Below are 18,639 nucleotides of genomic sequence, written 5' to 3'. Positions count from 1 at the left end.
GGGTCTATATATAGGGTCATGAACGACAGCCTCCATCACAGTACGCTGTGCAGGCAGCGCAACCAGGCTACCAGACGGCCGGCATGAGCGCCGTCAACAGCCTCTGGTACCTCGCAGATCAGGCGACACAGCGAGCCGAACAGGCCGCACACGACCTCAGTCGGCAGTACGAACCGACGTTCAGCTACGAACGCACCAGAACCGTCTCGCGCCATCACTTCCGGACACTCACCGAACGGATCCAGCAGACCGGGATGCCGTATGGCACGCAGAGCATCGTCCACAGGTCGTCGGGAGAACTTCTGTTGGTGCGCCACAAGGAGGTCGGTATGTGGGTCCTCCCGGGCGGTTGTGGCCACAGTGGTGAGACGTTCCAGGAGACGGCCCGCAGAGAACTGCAAGAGGAAGCCGGGATCGAGGCATCGTACGACGGGCTAGCGCTCCGGACCGACGTGACGTTGCGCTGTGGGACGACCGAAACGTGGGGCATCCTGCCCGTCTTCGCCGCCCGCGCGGAGACGACCGACCTCGCGGTCGACGACCCGGACGGGGAGATCAGCGAGGCGCGCTGGTTCGACGAGCCACCGGCTGATACTCGTGATCGCGAGGAGATACTGGCGTGGCGCGAACAGGCACGCTCGGATTAGTGAGCGACCGAGCCTTCCTGCATATCTTCGATCGTCGAGTCCCGTGACCCGTCCACCGGATCGGAGCCCTCACGGGCCGGTTGTAGCTCCGAGTCGGAAACCCACTCCCACTCGCCCGTTCCGTTTGTACCCTCATCCATCTCGCTCGTGTTGCCGTCCAGTGCGCTCGGGCGTTCCTCCGGTCCGATTGTGCCCTCATCCATCCCGCTCGTGCTCTCGCCCGTCGAGCTCCAGGTCCCGGGGTCGGCTAGCGGCCGCGTCGCGTCGTCCAGCGGGACGACCCGTTTCATCGGATACGGCGCGTGGCCGACCCTGTTGCCGCGTCGATACTCCGAAAGTTCGAACTGGTGGGCTTCGTCTCCGTCGTCGATGACGAGCACCTCGACATCGTCCGCAGCCAGCGAGTCCAGAAACTTCTCCGCCAGAGGATAGCCGTTCTGCAGGCTCGATAGGTGCTTTCGCTCCCGGGGAACGAGTGCCGCGGTCCGCCCATCGGCAAGAACGAACCTCGACACGGAGCGGGGACGTCCCCCATACAGTTGCGACATACGATAGTTTGAGTACAGCGCATCGTAATAAATTTTTGGGCTATCCCGTTCAGAATTGAACTCTGGCCACCGACAGCAGCGGATCGCCGAGACGAGTGATGCCCGGCCAACCGACGCCCGAACGACCGCTACGGCCCGTGACTCATGCCGTCCCGCTCGTCCGCGCGTAGTCGCCGGAGCGCCGCCCGGGCGTTGCTCGCGTCGTAGCCGAAGAGCACCGCGTCACTGTAGGCGTCCGCGACCTCGACGGCGTGGATCAGGTCGTCGATATCGACGTCGACCGCGTACAGTTCGACGCTGAATGGCGTCTCGAGTAGCGAGTCAAACCCCTTTGCGATGGTCTCGATCCAGTAGGTCGTCGAGTAGGCCATATCGTACAGCGGGACGACGAACTCGTCGACGTGCTCGGCAAGGGCGTCGACGTCGATTCCGGCCCGCTCGTAGAGATGGCCCGGATAGGGATCCGGATGCAGTGTCAGATACGTCTTCCCGGTGATGCGGCCCGCTGCCTCCGCGACGAACTCGGTGATCACGTTCGCGCGCCATTCGTACCGGTCGTCAAACTCGCTGTCGGCAAACAGCCGGTTACAGCGCTCGCAGTGACAGTACTCCCCGCGTGGGAAGCCGACGTCGTCGAGGCGGACGTCGCCGCCGTCGGCCGCGCTCTCGTCGATCATCTCCAGTAGCCCCTCGCGATACTCCGGATGGGTCGGACAGATATACGCCCAGTCGAAGTAGGGCTGCTCGCGGGTCGCACGCTCGCCCTCGTCGCTGACGGGGGCGAGTGAGGGCTCCGCATCGACGGCCGCGTTGTCGGCGAAACAGGAGATCATGTTGATCGCGCCGAACTCGGGTTCGGTCGCCCGGCCCGTGACGTCCTTGACCTCGTAGAACGCCCGGTCGAACTCCGCCCAGCCGAGCTCTTCCTCGTTGCGCGTGACAACACCGTACATACTCGCAGGTGGGCGGCGAGAAGGGTAAGTGGTTCGTTCGGACTAGGCTTCGTCGTACTCGACATCGACTTCTTCGGTCGAGAACAGTTTCCAGAGCGCGACGACGACGGCGACGACGAGCAGCAGTTTGATCAGTCGGGACATACATGTCACTTCGTCGTATAGGAGTATAATTGTTGCTGATCCTGCAAGTCCGCGTTCCTCGCCCGCCGGGAAAACCGACGGTTACGAGGAGTCGTCCGGTTCTGGTTCGGTGACGATTCCGGGTTCGTTGCTGGAGATGACGATGATCTGATCCGTGATATCCTCCATCGTGTTGTGGAGTTCGTCAAGGAGGATGGCGAACTCGCGGTAGACGAGCGGTTGTTCGATGGCGTCGTCCGCGAACGCCGTTTCGATCACGTCGTTGCGAACATCGTCACAGACGCTCTCGATCTCCCGAATCCTCGCGATTTCGTCGACCAGCGAGTCCGAGGCCTCCGTATCACAGAGGTTGTGAATGAACGTCGAAACTAGCTCCTGGAGTTCCGCTACCGCGGTGACGGCGTGGTTTGCCATCTCGTGGAGGCCCTCGAAGCACTCGTTGTCGTGTGGCGGATTGACGATGACGAGTTCGTCGGCGATGCGCTCGACGAGGTTCACCACGGTATCGAGGTTCTTGTAGAACTCCAGGAGCGCGGAGGCGTTGAAGTGGATCCGCGAGTTCAACAGTCCCATCTCTCCTGGACCCGCGTTGGTGATCGAACTGTTGATATCGTGAATGATATCGTCACAGTCGCTTTCGAGCGTTTCGATCCGCTCGACCGTTCCCCTGGTAGATTCGCCGGCCGCATACTGGTCGAACAGATCGGGCAAGAGTGTAACGCAGTCCTCGAATTTGACGAGGTACTCCTCGGTGTGGGTTTCGAGTTGCTCCCCGAAATCGGCTTCCGATGACATCTCGTCCCGTACTTATCCGCATCCGTACTAATAGGTGCCGTCTATTACTGCAGGGTTTTATATGTGAGATGCAGACTGGCTACGCGACAGCATCGGCACGCGCCCCGACGCTCACTGCTCGCTGCGATACTGCACGTCCGGCGCAGTTACATCGACGCCGAGTTCGCTCAGCGCCTCTGCAACCGCCGCAAACGGCGATTTCGGTGGGATCTCGAACGGATCGTCGGGCGACCAGACGTGCGTGACAGTCCACTCGTCGTCGACCACCAGCAGTGCCCGCCCGGGGATGTCCCGGTGGCCGTGCCAGTCGTTCAGGCACAGACCGTACGAATCCGAGATCCCCGCGTGGAAATCGCTGAGCACTGGAAAGGACAGGTCGAGTCGGCGTGCGGCCGCGGAGTTGGCGAACAGCGAGTCGCCAGTAATGGCCCACACGAGCAGGTCGTCCCGAGCGGCCCATCCCGACGCCCCGAGCGCGCGCAGGTCGTCCTCGCAGACGGGTGCGTGGGCGGAGGGGACAAACGCGAGTATCACGGCCTCCACGTCGTCGATGAACCGGTGGAGGTCGTAGATCGAAGGGTCACGGTCGAGGACGCCCGGAAGCGAGAAGTCCGGGGCTTTCTGGCCGGGAGCGATCATAGTTTCACGGCCGAGAGAGAGCGACAAAAGCGTAGCGGTCGGCCCGCGATCCGGGCGAGGAACGAAGACCGTGGAGTCCGTAGCCGGCGTCGTGACGGACCCTTCCTCGGGCGCGGCCCTGATCGCCGCCCGGAGCAGGACATGCCCGCCGAGCGCCGGCATCGAGGACGTCGTCGACGCGCTCGGCTACGAGCTGCTCGAGACTGTCTGCCAGGAGCGCCGGGAACACAACCGCTACAATCTGGGGCCGGGGCTGGTCGATCGGCTTGCCGACCGGATCGACGTGGCAGGCGTCGCCTTCCTCGCCGTCGACCACCTCGTCCATCCGGGGCAGATGGTCGATCTCGCGGCGACGCTCCCGCCCGTAACGCTCCGGGATCGGCGCGGCGTCTTCCGAGAGTACCTCGCGGCGGAGAACCCCGTCGCAGCGCTCCTGTCGACACGGCAAGAGAAACGGATCGAACGCCGGGCGGTCGCCCGCGACCAGCGCGACGGCGCGGCGGCGACACCCAATGGCACCGGACGGCGACTCGACGCGCTCGACCGCGAACTGGATCGCCTCGACGACCGGATCGAAGAGCGTGTGGTGGACCGACGGGCACGCGTCGCCGAGACCAACGCCGCCGACAGCTACGTCGCCGTGACGGGACCGCCCGGGGCGGCTATCGGGGCGACCTGGCGGATGCTCACGGACGAACCGCTCGACGCCGCGGGTGTGCTCGGGCCCGCCGAACCGACGACTACACGCGTTTCGATCGGATGCCACGACGTCGCAGTCACCGCAACGACGGCGATACTGGAGGGCCTGCCCACGTGGTACGAACGGACGATTCCGGGAACGGTCGCCGCGCTCTCGCAGGCCGATGTCGTGGTGTCGGTGCTGCCCGCTGGCGATTCCCGGCGGGCAACAGTCGAGACGATTACCGACCGGTTCGGCGGGACACACATCGTCGTCGGCGAGCAGTCGGCGGGGGTCGCGGATCTGGCCGCCGAGACAGCGACTCGGGAGGACGATACACTCGCCGACCGGATCGGGACCGTGCTACCAAGCGAGCGACTGGGCGTCGCTCTGCCACAGACCGACGAGAGCATGACGCTCGTCTCGTGGTGTTACGACAACGGCCAGGTGGTCGAGATAGCGTACGGCGAGACGGTAACGCTCACGCTCGAACTGCCCCCGGGCCTGGTAGACGAACTCCGCTCGCGCGTCTCGTCAGTCGGCGGAACGGTAGACCGGAAGGAATAGACCGCTTCAGGCTGTCTGCAGGTACTTTTCGTTGACGACCCACTCGCCGTCCTCGTTTTCGACCATGTACTCGCCGTAGTAGGGTACCCGGTTGTCGACGGTCTCGCGATACCGCTCGCGGATCTCGGGCTTCGTCATCTCGCCCATCGAGCGCAGGTCGTCGTTGCGGTTGAGACAGCCCTTGAGATAGCCGTCGTGTGTGACCCGGACGCGATGGCAGTTCTGACAGAACGACTCGTTGCCGACGGGGTCGACGATTTCGACCATCCCGGCGTCGTCGTTTGGAGCATCGCTGTCGGGGTCGCCGCCGATCCAGTAGCGTTTGCGGTCGTGCATCTCGCGGATCTCGATTTCGTCGGCCTGTTCGGCGAGCCAATCGTGGACTCGCTCGATTTCGATCATCCACTCGGGATGGCCCGCCAACTCGGGCATGTACTCGATCAACTGCAACTGGAGTCCGGAGTTCTCGGCGACGTGTTCGACCATCTCGGGAACGTAACCGGCCGTCTTTTCGAAGACGACCATGTTCAGTTTGACCGGATCCAGACCGGCGTCGAGCGCGGCGTCGACCCCTTCCAGCACGCGGTCGAACGCGCCCGTCTTCGTCACCTCGGCGAAGTCTTCGGGATCCATCGAGTCCTGGGAGACGTTCACCCGTTCGAGTCCGGCGTCGACGAGGTCCTCGGCCCGGCCGGGCAGGAAGGTGCCGTTAGTCGTCATGGACACCTCCATTTCGTCGGGCGTCCGGCGGATGATCTCCTCCAGGTCCTGCCGGAGCATCGGTTCGCCGCCGGTGAACTTTACCTTCTCCACGTCGAACTCGCTGGCCACCTCCAGAAAGCGGACCACGTCGTCGGCGCTCATCTCGTCGTCCTGTGGCTCCATCGGGCCACGGGTGTCTCCTAGCCCCTCGTTATGGCAGTAGACACAATCGAAGTTACAACGGTCGGTCAGCGAGATCCGGACCCCGGTGACCTCCCTCCCGAACCCGTCTGTCAACATATCCCTCGCTTCGTTAGCAGAGTTCTTAAAACCATTGTCGGATTTTGCCCGATTGTAACCTATTGTGGTTACGCCCGAGATTGTGGGGTCGAACGGCCGAACCGGCGACTGACAGCTAGCCGAGAGTTCATAGGTGATCGGGCGGCCAGCGGGGCACGATGGAGCTACTGGGAGTGCAACCGGTCGTCGATCCGGAGTTGACGCTACTCACGCTCGCGTGCATCGGCGCAGGCTCGACGATGGGGACGGTCAGCGGGCTGATCCCTGGCCTGCACGCGAACAACTTCGCGCTCATGCTTGCGTCGGTTGCTTCCTCCATCCCCGCCGCGCCGCTGCTGGTCGGGGTGACGATGCTCGCCGCTGGCGTCGTCCATACCTTCGTCAACGCCGTCCCGGCACTCGCACTTGGCGTCCCCGACGCGGAGACGGCAGTGACGACCCTGCCCGCCCACCGGCTAGTCCAGCAGGGCCGCGGCGAGGAAGCCATCCGGCTCACCGCGCTCGGCAGTCTGCTGGCCGTCCTCTGTGCGGCCGTGCTGGCAGTGCCCGTCACCCGTGGGATGGAGGCTGGGTATCCGACGGTCATGGACCACATGGCACTCGTGCTCGTTGCCGTCGTGGTAGCGATGATCGTCGCCGAGCCAACGCGCCGGGCCCAGTTCGGCGGGGCCCTCGCGATGCTGGCGAGCGGCCTGCTGGGGGCCGTGACGCTCTCAATCGAGCCGTCAGCACCGCTCGACGCCGGGGGGATGCTCACGCCGTTGTTCGCCGGCCTCTTCGGCGCGCCGATCCTGCTCGACGCGATGGCCGGCGGCGGCGTCCCGCGCCAGCGTGGCCCGGCGATCCGCTCGACACGCCAGCGCGTGCTCGTCACCGCCTCCGCGGGCGCGCTCGCGGGCGCTATCGTCGGCTACCTGCCCGGCATCTCCGCGGCGATTGCCGCCGTCGCCGTCCTCGCGGTCCTCCCCGGCGGCGTCGACGACCGGGGCTACGTCGTCGCGACGAGCGGCGTCGACACGGCGAATACGATATTTGCGTTGTTTGCCCTGTCGGCCATCGGCCAGCCACGCACCGGCGTGATGGTCGCGTTTCAGGAGACCGGTGCGCCGGTGGAGCTACCGATACTCCTCGCCGTCGTTGCGCTTTCGGGCGTCATCGGCTTCGTCGTTGTCCTCACCGTCGGCGACTGGTACCTGCAGGTGGTCGGACAGGCCGATTACCGGACCCTCTCGATGAGCGTTATCGCGCTCTTGCTCGTCGTCGCCTTCCTGCTGGCCGGGTGGATCGGCATTCTCGCTTTCTGTGTCGCAACGGCTGTCGGACTGGTCCCGCCACATCTCGGTGCCCGGCGTGTCCACCTCATGGGCGTGCTGATCGGCCCGTTGGTACTGAGTCTCTGAGCGGGTCTAGAAGAAAACGGTTAAAAGCGACGGCGGGGAATGGAGGGTATGAGCAAGTCCCAGAAAGAGCGAGCGCAGAAGTGCGTCTCGTGCGGGATCAACATCGCAGGAACGAGCGCTGCGTCGTTCAAGTGCCCTGACTGCGGTGCCCAGATCGTCCGCTGTGCGAAGTGCCGCAAACAGAGCAACCTCTACAAGTGCCCGGACTGCGGGTTCATGGGGCCGTAACGATGGGGAAGGTTGCAGCCGCGATCAAGGTCATGCCACAGAGCCCCGAGATCGATCTGGACGACCTCCAGGATCGGCTCGAAACGTCGCTTCCCGAGGGTGCGAAGATCAACGGCGTCGAACGTGACGACGTCGCCTTCGGTCTGGTCGCACTCATCCCGACCGTCATCGTCCCGGACGACGCGGGCGGTACCGAAGCGGTCGAAGAGGCATTTTCGACTGTCGAGGGCGTCGAGAGCGTCGAAGTCGAGAACGTCGGTCGTATCTAAGGAGCCGTCCTTTCTTTCGATTCTGCCGACTCGAATCCCCCGAGCCGTGGGCAACCTTTTTGCTGGTGGTGTGTGTAGGGTGTTGACATGGACGAAGCGTCCGCTAGACTTCTCTGTCCGGAATGTGGTAAAGACTGGCAATCTGCGGTAAGTACCCTCCCGCACTCTCGGGAGATGTACCACTGTCCGAACTGTCACGCGAGTCGACAGCTCGCGGAGTTCATGCGGACCGATCGCGACCTGGAGACCCTCCAGCAGTTCGAGTAGCTATTCTCCCGTCGCCGACCGGGCCCCACAGGCTTCACACCGAAGCAACAATGCGCCCTGATCACGCTCGAACCGGGTGTCCGGGAGGCCACACTCGTCACACAGCACGTACTCGTCGGCGTACGCCGACAGTGCGTCGGCGATACGGTCTTCGCCGAACGACCCAGTGAGGCGGGCCCGCCCGCTCTCGTCGATTGCACCGTTCGTCCCGAGTTCGTTCTGCAAGAACTTCATGACGTGCGTGTCTTCGCGCCCGAGTTGACCGACGGTAGACTGAAAGTTCTCAAACACCGTCGTCGACCCTTCCTGGCGCAAATCCGGCTCTGGGACGCTAAATCGGCTTGAACTACCCTCGATATCCGGCGTATCTTCGAGCGCTCGGTCGAGTTGCTCGTCGTAGTCCATATCGGGACATAACTGGCAAAGGAACAAAAACGTTCAGTATATCGCATGTATTCCCCGGTGGTAAGTCGTACTTACGCCACAGGGCGTCGCCCCGATTTGGGATTCACGGGGTAAAACTGCCTGAGATGCACGAAGACATGTGGTAACGGCTCTCAGGATAATAATATAACCCTGCACTCTATAGACGTAGTTGCCCATGAAGAAGCAGGAACTCATTCACCTTCACGGACTGCTCGCAGAAGTATCGAACAATTATGAGGAGTACAACAAGATTTCGCTAGACTATTCCGAATACGAAAACCTCGGCGTCCGGCCGACATCCATCCATAAATCGAAAACCGACCACAAGGCGGCCGTCTTTGCTCTTGCGAACTGTATCACCACGGACCTCGACGAAGAAGACACCGAAGCCGTTCCTGCGACTGCCGACTAATATCTCTCGTACTGCGACTCGCTTCTCCCCCTGACGTGACTCTCGGCAGCGCTGCGCCCGCCGATATCGACAACAGCTCGCGAGATCTGACTGCAGAGTTCGATTCCGTGCCGCTGACGGTTACTCGATGAGGTCCTCGAACTCGGGGAGTATCTCCTCGTCGGACTCTTCGGATTCGGTATCGGAGTCGTCCGTCGACTCGTCGTCGTCGTCGTCGCCGTCGCCGCCATCGTCGCCCTCCTCGCTCTCCCCGTCATCGTCCTCGTCGATCGTCTCGATTTCGAGCACCTCCAGTGGGATGTTCTCGAGGCGTTGGCCGATCTCTTTGCGGGCGATCCGCGAGGCGTGTTGCTGGCGCTCGACGTTGAAGACGGTCATCTCCAGTTCGAGCGCAACCAACCCCTCGTCGGCGGCGATAAAGGCCGGTTCGAGATCCTCCTCGCAGTGCGGACAGGCGCGTTCGCCCATCTCTATCTCGACGTAGTTGAGATCCGGATTCAGCATCGCACCCGTCTTCGAGATAGCGATCCGAACCGCTTCGTCGGGCGTTTCCACGTCGTATACAGGCACCGCCGCCTCGACGACAACTCTGCAGTTCATGCTCATTTTTGTGTTTCGGAGCCCAACAGTATGAAGGTTAGCCCTGCCAAAACCGACGGAAGAGCCCCGGCATACGGAGTATCAACGGGATCAGACCTCTTCGGCTGGAAGCGAGTCGATGGCGTCCTCGACGATCCGCAGGCCGTCGATAGCGTCGTCCGTGTCGAGAACGAGCGTCACGTCGCCGTCGACGCCGGCCGCAGCAGCGACTTCGATTCCGGCCACCCGCAGTCGCTGACAGACCGTCCCCAGCGCCCCCGCAGACACGTCTCCCGACGCCGAAATCGCGGTGTAGGGGCCGTCGGGCGTCACGCCGACGTCGCCGAGTCGAAACAAGGCGTTTGGATCGGACGTCTCCGTGATGCCGACGCCGCGTTGCATCGTCACCGTCGCGCTGGCGGCCATCTCCTCGTAGGGGTCTAGCTCGTCTCCGTATCGCCGAAGCGCCGTCGCGATGGCCTCCGCGTCGCCATCGATGTCGAGAAAGCGCGCCGCAGCGGTGTAGTTGAGCACGCCCGCCCGGAGCGCGTCAAAGAGGAACGCCTGCTCGCGGACGGCCGCCCGGGTCTGCTCTGCGAGTGACATGAGCGTGTGCACGCACCCGGAGACAGTAAGTGGTGGGACTCGCCGCGAGCGACGTCGCAGGCGAAGTCCATAAGAGAGTTCGGGCCTGAGCGTCGGCTATGCAAGCGCTGGTTATCGTAGCACACGGCTCACATCTCAATCCGGACTCCAGTACGCCAACCTACGATCACGCGGACACCATCCGCGAGACGGGTGCGTTCGACGAAGTCAAAGAGGCGTTCTGGAAGGAAGAACCGAGTTTCAGAGAAGTCCTCCGAACGGTCGAGAGCGACGAGGTGTACGTCGTGCCGCTGTTCATCAGCGAGGGCTACTTCACCGAGCAGGTGATCCCCCGCGAACTCCGCCTGGACGGCTGGGACGTCGACGAGTGGGACTCCGAGGACGGCGTCAGCGCCAGTCAGGCCACCCTCGGTGCCGACGACGTCGAAAAGCGGATCCACTACTGTGGCCCGGTCGGCACCCACGAGGCGATGTCCGACGTGATCGTCCAGCGCGCCGAGTCGGTGACGGCGGACCACGACGCCGACGACGGACTCGGACTTGCCGTCGTCGGTCACGGCACAGAGCGCAACGAGAACAGTGCGAAGGCGATCTACTATCACGCCGACGAGATCCAGGAGCGCGACCGGTTCGACGAGGTGCAAGCAGTGTTCATGGACGAGGAACCCGAAGTCGACGACGTCACGGATTTCTTCGAGTCGAAAGACATCGTCGTCGTCCCGCTGTTTATCGCCGACGGCTTCCACACCCAGGAGGACATCCCCGAGGACATGGGGCTGACCGACGACTACCGGACGGGCTATCCGGTGCCAGGCGAGGTCGACGGCCACCGGCTCTGGTACTCCGGCGCGGTCGGCACCGAGGGGCTGATGGCGGACGTCGTGCTGGAGCGGGCGGCAGACGCCGGCGCGGACGTTGGCTCGGCTATCGAGCAGGTGCTCGACGAGACGAGCGACTCCTCGGTGGCGGGTGACTGATGAACGCGACACAGTTCGACGCCCTGCTGTCGGCGGCCGACGACGGCGTCGAGTTCGAGGCGCTCACCGTCGCGGCGGACGGCGACGAGTACGTCTTTTCGACCCTCGAAGCGGAACACACCGGGTTGTCCGAGAGTGACCTCCACGAGGTCGCCACCGAGCACTCGCCCTCCGTCACGGACTGGTACTACTGGACCCACGTCGTCGACACGACCAAAGCGGATCGCCGCACGTTCCTCCAGTGGCTCGAAGACGCAGACGGCCACGCGCCGCCGGACCGTTACGAGGCGCTCGCCGACGGCGTCACCTGCCACTGGGGCCAGCTAGCGCTCACAACGACGATAGACGAGGACGGTCTCCGCTACTACGACGTCAGACACGTCGACGACGTCAAGTACGACGTTGATGACTTGGAGCGCCACGACGACCCGCTCGACGCGCGCGACATCACGACCTACGACGAGGACGGTCGCTACCGACCGCTGAAGACCGCGCCCTCGCTGCAGTCCGGGTGGGTGTTCCCGGACCTCGATGCTCCCGACCTGCTCCAGACGGTCGAGTACATCTACCCGGCGACCGTGCCGAACTGGTACCGAGAGCAGGAGGGTGAACTGGACATCTCTCACTGGCGCGATACCGCGGAGCGACAGACCGGCATCTACGAGATCATCGAGGAGCTCGACCGCGACGCCGTCGAGTGGATCGCCCAGGCCTGCTGTGACGACTCCCAGTGCACCAAACGCCGCGAGTGGCAGTACGAGGCGGGCAACGAACTCGCCGCGGATGGCGGAGACGGCGAGTTCCCGTGCCGGGAGCCGTGTTCGCTCGTCGTCGCCGCGGCGCGCAAGTGGACGACGCTCGAAAACGAGTCGGAGAAGACCTTCCAGATGGAGTTGACGCTGAGCGAACTACGACAGATCGAGGAGATCATCGACACCGTCGCCGAGGGCCGTGTCGACGAGATCCGGGAGGCGGACGTCTACAAGGGCGCGAACCGGTATCGGGCGCGCTATCTGCGAGCGAAGCGGTTCGACGAGGACGGCGAACTGCCGGCCGTCGAGGTCGAGGAGTAATCGCGAGCGCCGGGCGTTTTTTACCCGGGTCGAGGAGGCTCACTATCGGATCACAGTGGCGATGCCGCCGCCGACCGCGAGTACGACCAGTAACACGGCGAGAAAGACCGCGGCACCGCCGATCTGCCACGCGGCGACGAGTGCGATCAGCAGTGCGATGGCCGCGAGCAGGACGAGTGCGGTCGTTCCGGGATCGAGCGTCTCCTCCAGTTCCGCAACGATCTCCATCGGATCGGCCGCGACCGACTGGCCGCCGTTGGATCGCGTCGGTGTGGGGTCGGCGTCGACGCCCGTGTTCTGGGGCGTCACGACGGAGACGGGCAGTTCGATCTGCGTTCGACCGTAGCCGGTCGCGACGCTCACCGTTCCCTCTAGCGGTCGGTGTTCGGTCGTGATCGCAACCATCAGCCGTACCGTCTCCCCCGCGGGGATGAACGGATTCGGCGTCTCGACGGCCCCGCCAGCCGCGAGGTCGCCCCCGAGGCTCAGGTTCACGTGCGAGCCGTCTCCGTGGTTTTCGATTGCGACCTCGAAACTGTCGGCCACAGCCAGCGATGACTCTACAGGCTCGATGGCGTGGCGTTCGGACCGGTTCAGATGGACAACGAGGTCGTCGGGCACACCCCAGAGGTCGTAGCGGGACAGTAAAAGCTTTGATGCCGAGGGTCAGGCGGCTTCGCGCATGTCCGGCGGCAGCAGGTTCGGGATTCCGTCCTCAATCGGGTAGCTCTCGCCGCAGTCGACGCAGGTCAGCGAGCCTTCGAGAATTTCTTCGTCCTCTTGCTCGTCGATCTCCAGTTCGAGTTCGCTTTTGTCGAGCGGGCAGCAGATGATGTCGAGCAACGACTCTTTCATGTAGGGTCGATTGGGGTCGAGAGAGAAAAATATAGGGGTTTGCGCCCGGAGTTCGCTACTCGAAGGGGTTCTGCCGCACGACCGTCTCCTCGCGGCCGGGGCCGACGCCGATGGCGTAGACCGGCGTATCGAGTTCGTCGCTGATGTAGTCGAGATACTCCTTGGCGGCGTCCGGGACGGCATCGTAGCCCTCCTCGGCGACGACGTCCCAGTCGACGTCCTCCCAGCCCTCGAACGTCTTCAGGGTCGGTTCACAGCGTTCCCAGCGCTCGGTCGTCGCCGGGACCGTCTCGAGTTCCTCGCCGTCGAGGCTGTAGGTGTGACCCACCTTGACCTCGTCGAGACCCGAGAGCACGTCGATGTGGTTGATCGCCAGGCCGGTGAAGCCGTTCGCACGGGCGGCGTGGCGCAGCATCGGCATGTCGAGCCAGCCGACGCGTCGCGGGCGGCCGGTGACGGTGCCGTACTCGCCCCCCTCGTCACGAATGTAGCTCGCGATTTCGTCTTCCTTGCCCTCGCCGGTGCCGCCGGTCTGGTCGTCGATATCGCCGAGTTCGGTCGGGAGCGGACCCGATCCAACTCGCGAGAGATAGCCTTTGACTATCCCGATGACTTCGCCCTGGCCGACCGTGGTGGGGCCTAGCCCGGTGCCGACGGCCGCCGCGCCCGCGGTCGGGTTCGAGGAGGTCACGTAGGGGTAGTTCCCGTGGTCGATATCGATCGATGTGCCCTGTGCGCCCTCGAACATGACTTCGCCGCCCTCGTCGATGGTCTCCGCGAGGAACTTTCCTGCGGCGACGGTCATCTCTTCCTCGTCGAGGCGCTCGCCGAACCGGCGATACTGCTCGAACAGCGCGCTGACGTCGAAGGCGTCCTGCACGTTGACGCCCTCGATGACGTCGTCCACGTCGGCGAGCGAGACGTTGTAGACGTCCTCGATGAGTGCGCGTTTCTGCGGGACGACGTACTCGAGGCGTTTCCGGAGCACTTCGGGGTCGAGCAGGTCGCCGACGCGAATCCCGCGCCGTCCGGCCTTGTCCTCGTAGGTCGGGCCGATACCCCGGCCCGTGGTTCCGACCTTGATGTCGGTATCGCTCTTGACGTCCTCCTCGATGTTGTCGAGGACGCGGTGGTACGGAAGAATAACGTGCGCACGACGTGCGACGCGAACGTCGGGATCGAGTCCCTTCTCGCGGAGGGTATCGATCTCTTCGAACAGCGTTTTCGGGTTGACCACGCAGCCGTTGCCGAGGATACCGACCTTTCCGCGGACCGCTCCGCTCGGAACGAGCGAGAGCTTGTACTCGGTCCCATCCTCGACCACTGTGTGGCCGGCGTTGTCGCCGCCCTGATACCGGGCGATCACGTCGGCAGCGTCGCCATACAGGTCGACGACGCCACCTTTGCCTTCGTCGCCGAGCTGGGACCCGACGATGGTTACGGTCATAACACAGTCCGGTTCTCCTGCTCCAGATAAACCGATTACGGTTTACGCGGTGCAACTATCCCGCGGTTCCGGCGGCAACAGTGCACACGTTTATGATGAAAATGGCCGTATATCTAGATGGTGGAAGACAGGTGCCCAAACCACGCTCACCGACTGGTGACGACTCCAGAGAGGACCGGCACACGCCGACAGCGCCGGATGCGACGAGTGGCGTGAGTCGCAGAGCAGTGCTTGGTGGTGGCATCGGGGCCGGAGCCGCCCTGCTCGCCCAGGAGGAAGACGAGACCAGCGAAGAAAACGGAGACGAGGAGACTACCGAGGAAAACGGAGCGGAGGGAGGCTCTGTCACCGCCGAGCTAGTCGACTACGCATACGAGCCGGGGACTGAAAGTCCGCTCGTCATTTCTCCCGGAACCACCGTCCAGTTCGTCTGGATCACGGACACACACAACATCAACGTCGATTCACAGCCGAGCGAGGCCGGCTGGGAAGGCCATGAGCCCGTCGAAGACGCCGGCTTCGAGTACGAGCACACGTTCGAGGTGGCCGGAGAGTACGAGTTTCACTGTGACCCGCACCTGAACCTGGGAATGGAGGGAACGATCCGCGTCGAAGAGGGCACCACCAGCGGCGGAGGGGATGGTGGTGGCGGCGCCATCAGACCGTACGTTCCGGATGAGGCGATGACACTCGCCGTCGGGTCGATTACCGCACTGGTGTTCGTCACGTTCATGGCGTACTTCTTCATGAAATACGGTGGCGAGTACGAGAGGGAGATGTGAGATCCATCCCGCTCTGGGGGCAGGGCTTCCCGGGCGTCGGATATTTGTCCAGTCGATTCGGATAGTCTGTGCCGTGCGGTTCGTGAACCGGCCGTCGCTGGCTCTACACCGAGTTCGTCAGTTTCAAATGCACCCGAAGGATCATCCAGTACACCAGAAGGGATCCGAATCGTCGATATGCGGTGGACGATGACGGGCGCTGCAGTCCCGTCCTGAACGGCGACGCCGCACACCAGCGCACAACCGCTCGAATCGAACGTGTTAACTACAACCACGAGAAACATTGTAGCCAGTTGACGCCCGGGCGCCGGAGGGTAACATTTAAAGCCCGCTATGACAAGTTAACAAATGCCATGATAGACCGGCTTGAGAAAGAAGTAGATATGCTGGAGCGGCATTTGCAGGTGCTGAAGATGGTTATTGAGAACGAGCCGATCGGCATCGTCAAGATGTCCAACGAGACGGGGTACCCACACCACAAGGTGCGCTACTCGCTGCGCGTTCTCGAAGAAGAAAACCTCATCGAGCCCTCCAGTCAGGGAGCGATCACCACGGATCGCACTGCTGAGTTCGTGGATGAACTCGACATGAAACTCGACGACATCGTCGACAAGCTCGATACGATGAAGATAGACGATGCGGTCGAAGTCCAGAACTAAAGCTCCGGCACGTTCAGGTGGAACTCGTCTCCGCGCGCTTCGACGAGGCAGAGATGGTAGCCTTGCTTTCGTGACTGCTTGACGAAGCTCATTCTGGAGTCCCGACTCAGGAAACTCCCGCTAGTCGCCTCGCTCGCCGCCTCGAGAGCACCAGGCTCGAAGAACGAGGCCGTGACGAGGAACGCGGCACTCAGCGTCTCCGAGGCCTCCTTGACACGCGTCGCGTCCGACTCGAGTTCGACGAGCATCCGCTCGTTGGCCGGATCGCGCGAGTCAGAGAGATCCGCGACGATCAGCGGTTCGCCCATCCGGTTTCGTAACACCACGTCGAAGGTGGCGACTTCCGTTACGTTTTCGCCGTCCTCGCGGTAGGTGAGTTCGATTTCGCCGTCGAACTCGACCCGATCGATCTGCGGTATTGCATCGTAGAGATCGCTAAGCCCGCTCTCGTGGCCGGTGTTTTGAATCTCGTACAGCAACGTCCGAACGACCCAGTCGACGAACTGCAGCTCCAGAGTGTCGTCGAGGAACGTGTCGTACGGTTCGCCCTGAACCGCCACAGCGTCGGCTTCGAAGGTCGTGTGCCGTTCGAGTTTGAGGTTCGCGTCGACGTCGTCGGCGGTCGCCGTCCCATCGTGTGCCGTCTCCAGCGTGTCCTTGCCCTTCGAGCCGTACCGGACGAACAGGTTCGTCCCCGAGATGGCCTGAGAGGGCTGGATCTGCTGGTCGGCGTCGTAGGCCGTCTTGCCGGCCGCCTCCAGCGCCGATTCGACCTCTGCTAGCTCCGAGCGGAGCCGTTCGACCTCGGTTTCGAGCCGTTCGATCTCCTCGGCCATCGACTTGTTCTCGGCGGCTAGCTCGTCGCGCTCCGTGTTGACCTCCTGGTGGGCCGACTGGAGCCGTTCGATCTCGGTTTCGAGCTTCTCGATCCGTTCCTCGCGCGCTTCGAGTTTCGCTTTGGGCACCGTGTCGGGCGAGGTACGCTGTTCGCTGTGGCCTGGAGACCCGGCCGAGCCACCGTTGCGCGCTGGCTGCTCGTCGGCAGTTCGGTCCGTCGAGGTCCCCGTGGAGCGCTCTGTGGTCGTCCCCGCAGAGCGGTCCGGCGTCGAATCGCGGCGGCGCTCCGTGCTCGCTGTGGACTGGGGACGGCTCTCCTGCTCGGGTGGGCTGGCGTCGGTGGGAGTTCGAGGACCCCCGTTCGTTCTGGATCCAGCGTCGGTTGGCTCCGGTTCGGGGTGGGCCGAATGGGTCGGATCGAGCGATGGGATTATCGTGGCTTCGCGCCAGTCCGCTTCGGCTTCGATCGGATCGCTACCGGCCTCGCCTGTCACACTCTCCTCGCCGGGATCGGGCGACGATGTGACCTGCTCCGGTGTGGTGGCCGGTTCTTCATCGAGGGTGGTCCCGCTCGCCGGCGCGGCGTTGGAGCCGCCCGCAGTCGATTCCTGAGCGGTCGAACTCTCACCCGTCGACGTCGGCTCCGAACCTGCGCGCGATGACGATTGCTCACGAGGCTCGGTATCGATGCTCTCGACGCCCGAGACGGAGCTCTCCCGTTCCTCGACCTCTTCGTGCTGATCCGACTGGTCGGTTTCTCGTGCTGGCTCGCGGGTCGGCGTTCGTCCGGCGTCCGACGTGGAATGGTTGGCCCGCCCGGACTCCGAACCGTTCGAGGCTCGGTCGGGTTCGGACTCCCGGACGGGGCTGTCCTCGGTCGGTGGCTCCGAATCGACAGCGGGAGCAGGAGACTCGGAGACTGACGACGCGGACTCAGCCTGTCTGGTCGGCTCTGGCGGCAGGTCGTCGTCGGGACCGGTATCGACGTCCTGGCGAATCGTGGCGGCGAGCGACGACCGGTCCTCGCTCGGGCCGTCCCCGGTGGCCTCGACCGATTCAACCGTCGACGGATCGCTCCGTTTGGATGCGGACTCGCGGGCAGACGGGCTGTCGTCTGCTGGCTCCGCGGGCGTCGGATCGCTCTCTACTGGCTCTGTGGCTGTCGGGTCGCTCTCCCCGGAGCCTGCGGCGGTCGGTTCCTCCGTTCCAGCGTCGCTCGGGGACGATTCGGACGCCGCGGATCCGGTAGGCGATGGCTCCGGATCCGGCTCTGGGCTCGGGATATCGGTGACCTCGACAGTGGCGTCGCAGACCTCATAGATGCCCACTTCGTCGTTCGCGCGCTCGAAGGCCTCCTCGTCGCCGAGCAGTTCGTCTCTGGAGCCAACGAACGCGGCGCTCATGGAGCGGCCGCCGTAGTACACCACGAAATAGTCGCCACTCAGGACGTTCTCGCTGAGTTCGAGATAGCCCGTGAACGACCCTGAGGAGAGCGTCTCGTCGACCTCGCTGATCGGCGTGTCTTCGGTGTAGTACTTGGCCCGCGTCTCCGTGTCGCCCTCCCACATAGTAAACAGCAGGGGGAGCGCTGGTTCGGGAGCGACGTGAGCGGTGCCCGAGGCGTCCTCGAACGCGTCGATGGAGCCGTCATGTACGCCGATAGCGCGGCCGTTCAGCATGAACAGCCACGTTCCAGACGTTTCGACGGCACCGGTGAAGTCCGACCCAGCAAGATCGTTGAGACCTTCATAGCCGCCCGAGAAGGGCCGGGACTCCCACCGTTCGACGCGCTCTACCGTGCGCGTATTCATACCGAGTACAAACAACAAGCGAAACAAATACTTTCCG

The 18,639-nt window shown here is 63.7% G+C and carries 23 protein-coding genes; 11 read left to right on the top strand and 12 right to left on the bottom strand.

The window, feature by feature from the left end:
* The first annotated feature begins 83 nt into the window (after positions 1-83).
* A complete protein-coding gene (locus tag ACFQL3_RS04340) occupies positions 84-647 on the top strand; it encodes an NUDIX hydrolase (RefSeq protein WP_377057006.1) in 564 nt (187 codons plus the stop codon).
* On the opposite strand, the gene ACFQL3_RS04335 is transcribed toward ACFQL3_RS04340, so the two are convergent.
* The 4 genes from ACFQL3_RS04335 to ACFQL3_RS04320 form a co-directional block, all read right to left on the bottom strand.
* The gene (locus ACFQL3_RS04335; protein WP_377051749.1) at positions 644-1,162 is read right to left on the bottom strand and encodes a hypothetical protein; all 519 of its coding nucleotides are present in this window, start codon (positions 1,160-1,162) and stop codon (positions 644-646) included. The genes ACFQL3_RS04340 and ACFQL3_RS04335 overlap by 4 nt on opposite strands.
* Positions 1,163-1,323: 161 nt before the next feature.
* Positions 1,324-2,148 (bottom strand): hypothetical protein, encoded by an 825-nt coding sequence (locus ACFQL3_RS04330; protein ID WP_377051747.1) that lies wholly within the window; start codon positions 2,146-2,148, stop codon positions 1,324-1,326.
* Positions 2,149-2,373: 225 nt separating this feature from the next.
* Entirely contained in the window at positions 2,374-3,087 is a 714-nt protein-coding gene (locus ACFQL3_RS04325) for a DUF47 domain-containing protein (protein ID WP_377051745.1), read from the bottom strand.
* A gap of 111 nt (positions 3,088-3,198) precedes the next feature.
* Positions 3,199-3,726, bottom strand: a complete 528-nt coding sequence (locus tag ACFQL3_RS04320; protein WP_377051743.1) for a redoxin domain-containing protein — start codon at positions 3,724-3,726, stop codon at positions 3,199-3,201.
* Positions 3,727-3,796: 70 nt separating this feature from the next.
* Here ACFQL3_RS04320 and ACFQL3_RS04315 point away from each other — a divergent pair, with 70 nt between their 5' ends.
* Positions 3,797-4,972 (top strand): DUF1949 domain-containing protein, encoded by a 1,176-nt coding sequence (locus ACFQL3_RS04315; protein WP_377051741.1) that lies wholly within the window; start codon positions 3,797-3,799, stop codon positions 4,970-4,972.
* A gap of 6 nt (positions 4,973-4,978) precedes the next feature.
* On the opposite strand, the gene moaA is transcribed toward ACFQL3_RS04315, so the two are convergent.
* On the bottom strand, positions 4,979-5,974 hold the full coding sequence (gene moaA, locus ACFQL3_RS04310; RefSeq protein WP_377051739.1) for a GTP 3',8-cyclase MoaA: 996 nt from the start codon (positions 5,972-5,974) through the stop codon (positions 4,979-4,981).
* A gap of 158 nt (positions 5,975-6,132) precedes the next feature.
* Between moaA and ACFQL3_RS04305 the strand changes: the two genes are divergently transcribed.
* The 4 genes from ACFQL3_RS04305 (at position 6,133) to ACFQL3_RS04290 (ending at position 8,138) form a co-directional block, all read left to right on the top strand.
* The gene (locus ACFQL3_RS04305) at positions 6,133-7,374 is read left to right on the top strand and encodes a tripartite tricarboxylate transporter permease (protein WP_377051737.1); all 1,242 of its coding nucleotides are present in this window, start codon (positions 6,133-6,135) and stop codon (positions 7,372-7,374) included.
* Between the two features lie 48 nt (positions 7,375-7,422).
* On the top strand, positions 7,423-7,602 hold the full coding sequence (locus ACFQL3_RS04300; RefSeq protein ID WP_377051735.1) for an HVO_2753 family zinc finger protein: 180 nt from the start codon (positions 7,423-7,425) through the stop codon (positions 7,600-7,602).
* Between the two features lie 2 nt (positions 7,603-7,604).
* Positions 7,605-7,871, top strand: a complete 267-nt coding sequence (locus tag ACFQL3_RS04295; protein ID WP_377051733.1) for an elongation factor 1-beta — start codon at positions 7,605-7,607, stop codon at positions 7,869-7,871.
* 87 nt (positions 7,872-7,958) lie between these two features.
* A complete protein-coding gene (locus tag ACFQL3_RS04290) occupies positions 7,959-8,138 on the top strand; it encodes a hypothetical protein (protein WP_377051731.1) in 180 nt (59 codons plus the stop codon).
* Here the strand turns inward: ACFQL3_RS04290 and ACFQL3_RS04285 are convergent, their stop codons facing one another.
* Entirely contained in the window at positions 8,139-8,543 is a 405-nt protein-coding gene (locus ACFQL3_RS04285; RefSeq protein WP_377051729.1) for a translation initiation factor IF-2 subunit beta, read from the bottom strand.
* A 196-nt stretch (positions 8,544-8,739) separates the two neighbouring features.
* Between ACFQL3_RS04285 and ACFQL3_RS04280 the strand changes: the two genes are divergently transcribed.
* Positions 8,740-8,976 (top strand): UPF0058 family protein, encoded by a 237-nt coding sequence (locus ACFQL3_RS04280; protein ID WP_377051727.1) that lies wholly within the window; start codon positions 8,740-8,742, stop codon positions 8,974-8,976.
* Positions 8,977-9,096: 120 nt separating this feature from the next.
* Here ACFQL3_RS04280 and ACFQL3_RS04275 read toward each other — a convergent pair whose 3' ends face one another.
* A complete protein-coding gene (locus ACFQL3_RS04275; protein ID WP_377051725.1) occupies positions 9,097-9,576 on the bottom strand; it encodes a DUF555 domain-containing protein in 480 nt (159 codons plus the stop codon).
* Between the two features lie 90 nt (positions 9,577-9,666).
* Positions 9,667-10,161 (bottom strand): DUF7523 family protein, encoded by a 495-nt coding sequence (locus ACFQL3_RS04270; RefSeq protein WP_377051723.1) that lies wholly within the window; start codon positions 10,159-10,161, stop codon positions 9,667-9,669.
* 98 nt (positions 10,162-10,259) lie between these two features.
* Here ACFQL3_RS04270 and ACFQL3_RS04265 point away from each other — a divergent pair, with 98 nt between their 5' ends.
* On the top strand, positions 10,260-11,138 hold the full coding sequence (locus ACFQL3_RS04265) for a CbiX/SirB N-terminal domain-containing protein (RefSeq protein ID WP_377051721.1): 879 nt from the start codon (positions 10,260-10,262) through the stop codon (positions 11,136-11,138).
* Entirely contained in the window at positions 11,138-12,211 is a 1,074-nt protein-coding gene (locus ACFQL3_RS04260) for a DR2241 family protein (protein WP_377051719.1), read from the top strand. Before ACFQL3_RS04265 ends, ACFQL3_RS04260 begins: the two co-directional genes overlap by 1 nt.
* 42 nt (positions 12,212-12,253) lie before the next feature.
* Here ACFQL3_RS04260 and ACFQL3_RS04255 read toward each other — a convergent pair whose 3' ends face one another.
* The 3 genes from ACFQL3_RS04255 to ACFQL3_RS04245 are packed head-to-tail and all read right to left on the bottom strand — an operon-like array spanning position 12,254 to position 14,513.
* A complete protein-coding gene (locus ACFQL3_RS04255; protein WP_377051717.1) occupies positions 12,254-12,832 on the bottom strand; it encodes a DUF7524 family protein in 579 nt (192 codons plus the stop codon).
* A gap of 45 nt (positions 12,833-12,877) precedes the next feature.
* Positions 12,878-13,066 carry a methytransferase partner Trm112 gene (locus ACFQL3_RS04250; protein ID WP_377051715.1) on the bottom strand — a complete coding sequence of 63 codons (189 nt, stop codon included), beginning with the start codon at positions 13,064-13,066 and terminating at the stop codon, positions 12,878-12,880.
* Positions 13,067-13,121: 55 nt separating this feature from the next.
* Positions 13,122-14,513 (bottom strand): adenylosuccinate synthase, encoded by a 1,392-nt coding sequence (locus ACFQL3_RS04245; protein WP_377051713.1) that lies wholly within the window; start codon positions 14,511-14,513, stop codon positions 13,122-13,124.
* A 131-nt stretch (positions 14,514-14,644) separates the two neighbouring features.
* On the opposite strand from ACFQL3_RS04245, the gene ACFQL3_RS04240 reads away from it, so the two are divergent.
* Both ACFQL3_RS04240 and ACFQL3_RS04235 read left to right on the top strand, forming a co-directional pair.
* Complete coding sequence (locus ACFQL3_RS04240; RefSeq protein WP_377051711.1) at positions 14,645-15,295, top strand: plastocyanin/azurin family copper-binding protein; 651 nt, start codon at positions 14,645-14,647, stop codon at positions 15,293-15,295.
* A 353-nt stretch (positions 15,296-15,648) separates the two neighbouring features.
* Complete coding sequence (locus ACFQL3_RS04235; RefSeq protein WP_377051709.1) at positions 15,649-15,954, top strand: hypothetical protein; 306 nt, start codon at positions 15,649-15,651, stop codon at positions 15,952-15,954.
* Here the strand turns inward: ACFQL3_RS04235 and ACFQL3_RS04230 are convergent.
* A complete protein-coding gene (locus ACFQL3_RS04230) occupies positions 15,951-18,602 on the bottom strand; it encodes a DUF7527 domain-containing protein (protein ID WP_377051707.1) in 2,652 nt (883 codons plus the stop codon). The genes ACFQL3_RS04235 and ACFQL3_RS04230 overlap by 4 nt on opposite strands.
* Positions 18,603-18,639: the final 37 nt, after the last annotated feature.

This window comes from Natronoarchaeum sp. GCM10025321, assembly GCF_042663585.1.
Classification (GTDB): Archaea; Halobacteriota; Halobacteria; order Halobacteriales; family Natronoarchaeaceae; genus Natranaeroarchaeum.
Note: the sequence above shows the minus strand (reverse complement) of the source record. Positions and strands in the feature narration are given on the sequence as shown.

Coding starts and splice junctions, on each gene's coding strand:
- ACFQL3_RS04250 (WP_377051715.1), bottom strand. CDS start 13,066: ATGAAAGAGTCGTTGCTCGACATCATCTGCTGCCCGCTCGACAAAAGC.
- ACFQL3_RS04340 (WP_377057006.1), top strand. CDS start 84: ATGAGCGCCGTCAACAGCCTCTGGTACCTCGCAGATCAGGCGACACAG.
- ACFQL3_RS04280 (WP_377051727.1), top strand. CDS start 8,740: ATGAAGAAGCAGGAACTCATTCACCTTCACGGACTGCTCGCAGAAGTA.
- ACFQL3_RS04235 (WP_377051709.1), top strand. CDS start 15,649: ATGATAGACCGGCTTGAGAAAGAAGTAGATATGCTGGAGCGGCATTTG.
- ACFQL3_RS04325 (WP_377051745.1), bottom strand. CDS start 3,087: ATGTCATCGGAAGCCGATTTCGGGGAGCAACTCGAAACCCACACCGAG.
- ACFQL3_RS04285 (WP_377051729.1), bottom strand. CDS start 8,543: ATGGACTACGACGAGCAACTCGACCGAGCGCTCGAAGATACGCCGGAT.
- ACFQL3_RS04295 (WP_377051733.1), top strand. CDS start 7,605: ATGGGGAAGGTTGCAGCCGCGATCAAGGTCATGCCACAGAGCCCCGAG.
- ACFQL3_RS04245 (WP_377051713.1), bottom strand. CDS start 14,513: ATGACCGTAACCATCGTCGGGTCCCAGCTCGGCGACGAAGGCAAAGGT.
- ACFQL3_RS04290 (WP_377051731.1), top strand. CDS start 7,959: ATGGACGAAGCGTCCGCTAGACTTCTCTGTCCGGAATGTGGTAAAGAC.
- ACFQL3_RS04305 (WP_377051737.1), top strand. CDS start 6,133: ATGGAGCTACTGGGAGTGCAACCGGTCGTCGATCCGGAGTTGACGCTA.
- ACFQL3_RS04330 (WP_377051747.1), bottom strand. CDS start 2,148: ATGTACGGTGTTGTCACGCGCAACGAGGAAGAGCTCGGCTGGGCGGAG.
- ACFQL3_RS04300 (WP_377051735.1), top strand. CDS start 7,423: ATGAGCAAGTCCCAGAAAGAGCGAGCGCAGAAGTGCGTCTCGTGCGGG.
- ACFQL3_RS04230 (WP_377051707.1), bottom strand. CDS start 18,602: ATGAATACGCGCACGGTAGAGCGCGTCGAACGGTGGGAGTCCCGGCCC.
- ACFQL3_RS04270 (WP_377051723.1), bottom strand. CDS start 10,161: ATGTCACTCGCAGAGCAGACCCGGGCGGCCGTCCGCGAGCAGGCGTTC.
- ACFQL3_RS04260 (WP_377051719.1), top strand. CDS start 11,138: ATGAACGCGACACAGTTCGACGCCCTGCTGTCGGCGGCCGACGACGGC.
- ACFQL3_RS04265 (WP_377051721.1), top strand. CDS start 10,260: ATGCAAGCGCTGGTTATCGTAGCACACGGCTCACATCTCAATCCGGAC.
- ACFQL3_RS04275 (WP_377051725.1), bottom strand. CDS start 9,576: ATGAACTGCAGAGTTGTCGTCGAGGCGGCGGTGCCTGTATACGACGTG.
- ACFQL3_RS04320 (WP_377051743.1), bottom strand. CDS start 3,726: ATGATCGCTCCCGGCCAGAAAGCCCCGGACTTCTCGCTTCCGGGCGTC.
- moaA (WP_377051739.1), bottom strand. CDS start 5,974: ATGTTGACAGACGGGTTCGGGAGGGAGGTCACCGGGGTCCGGATCTCG.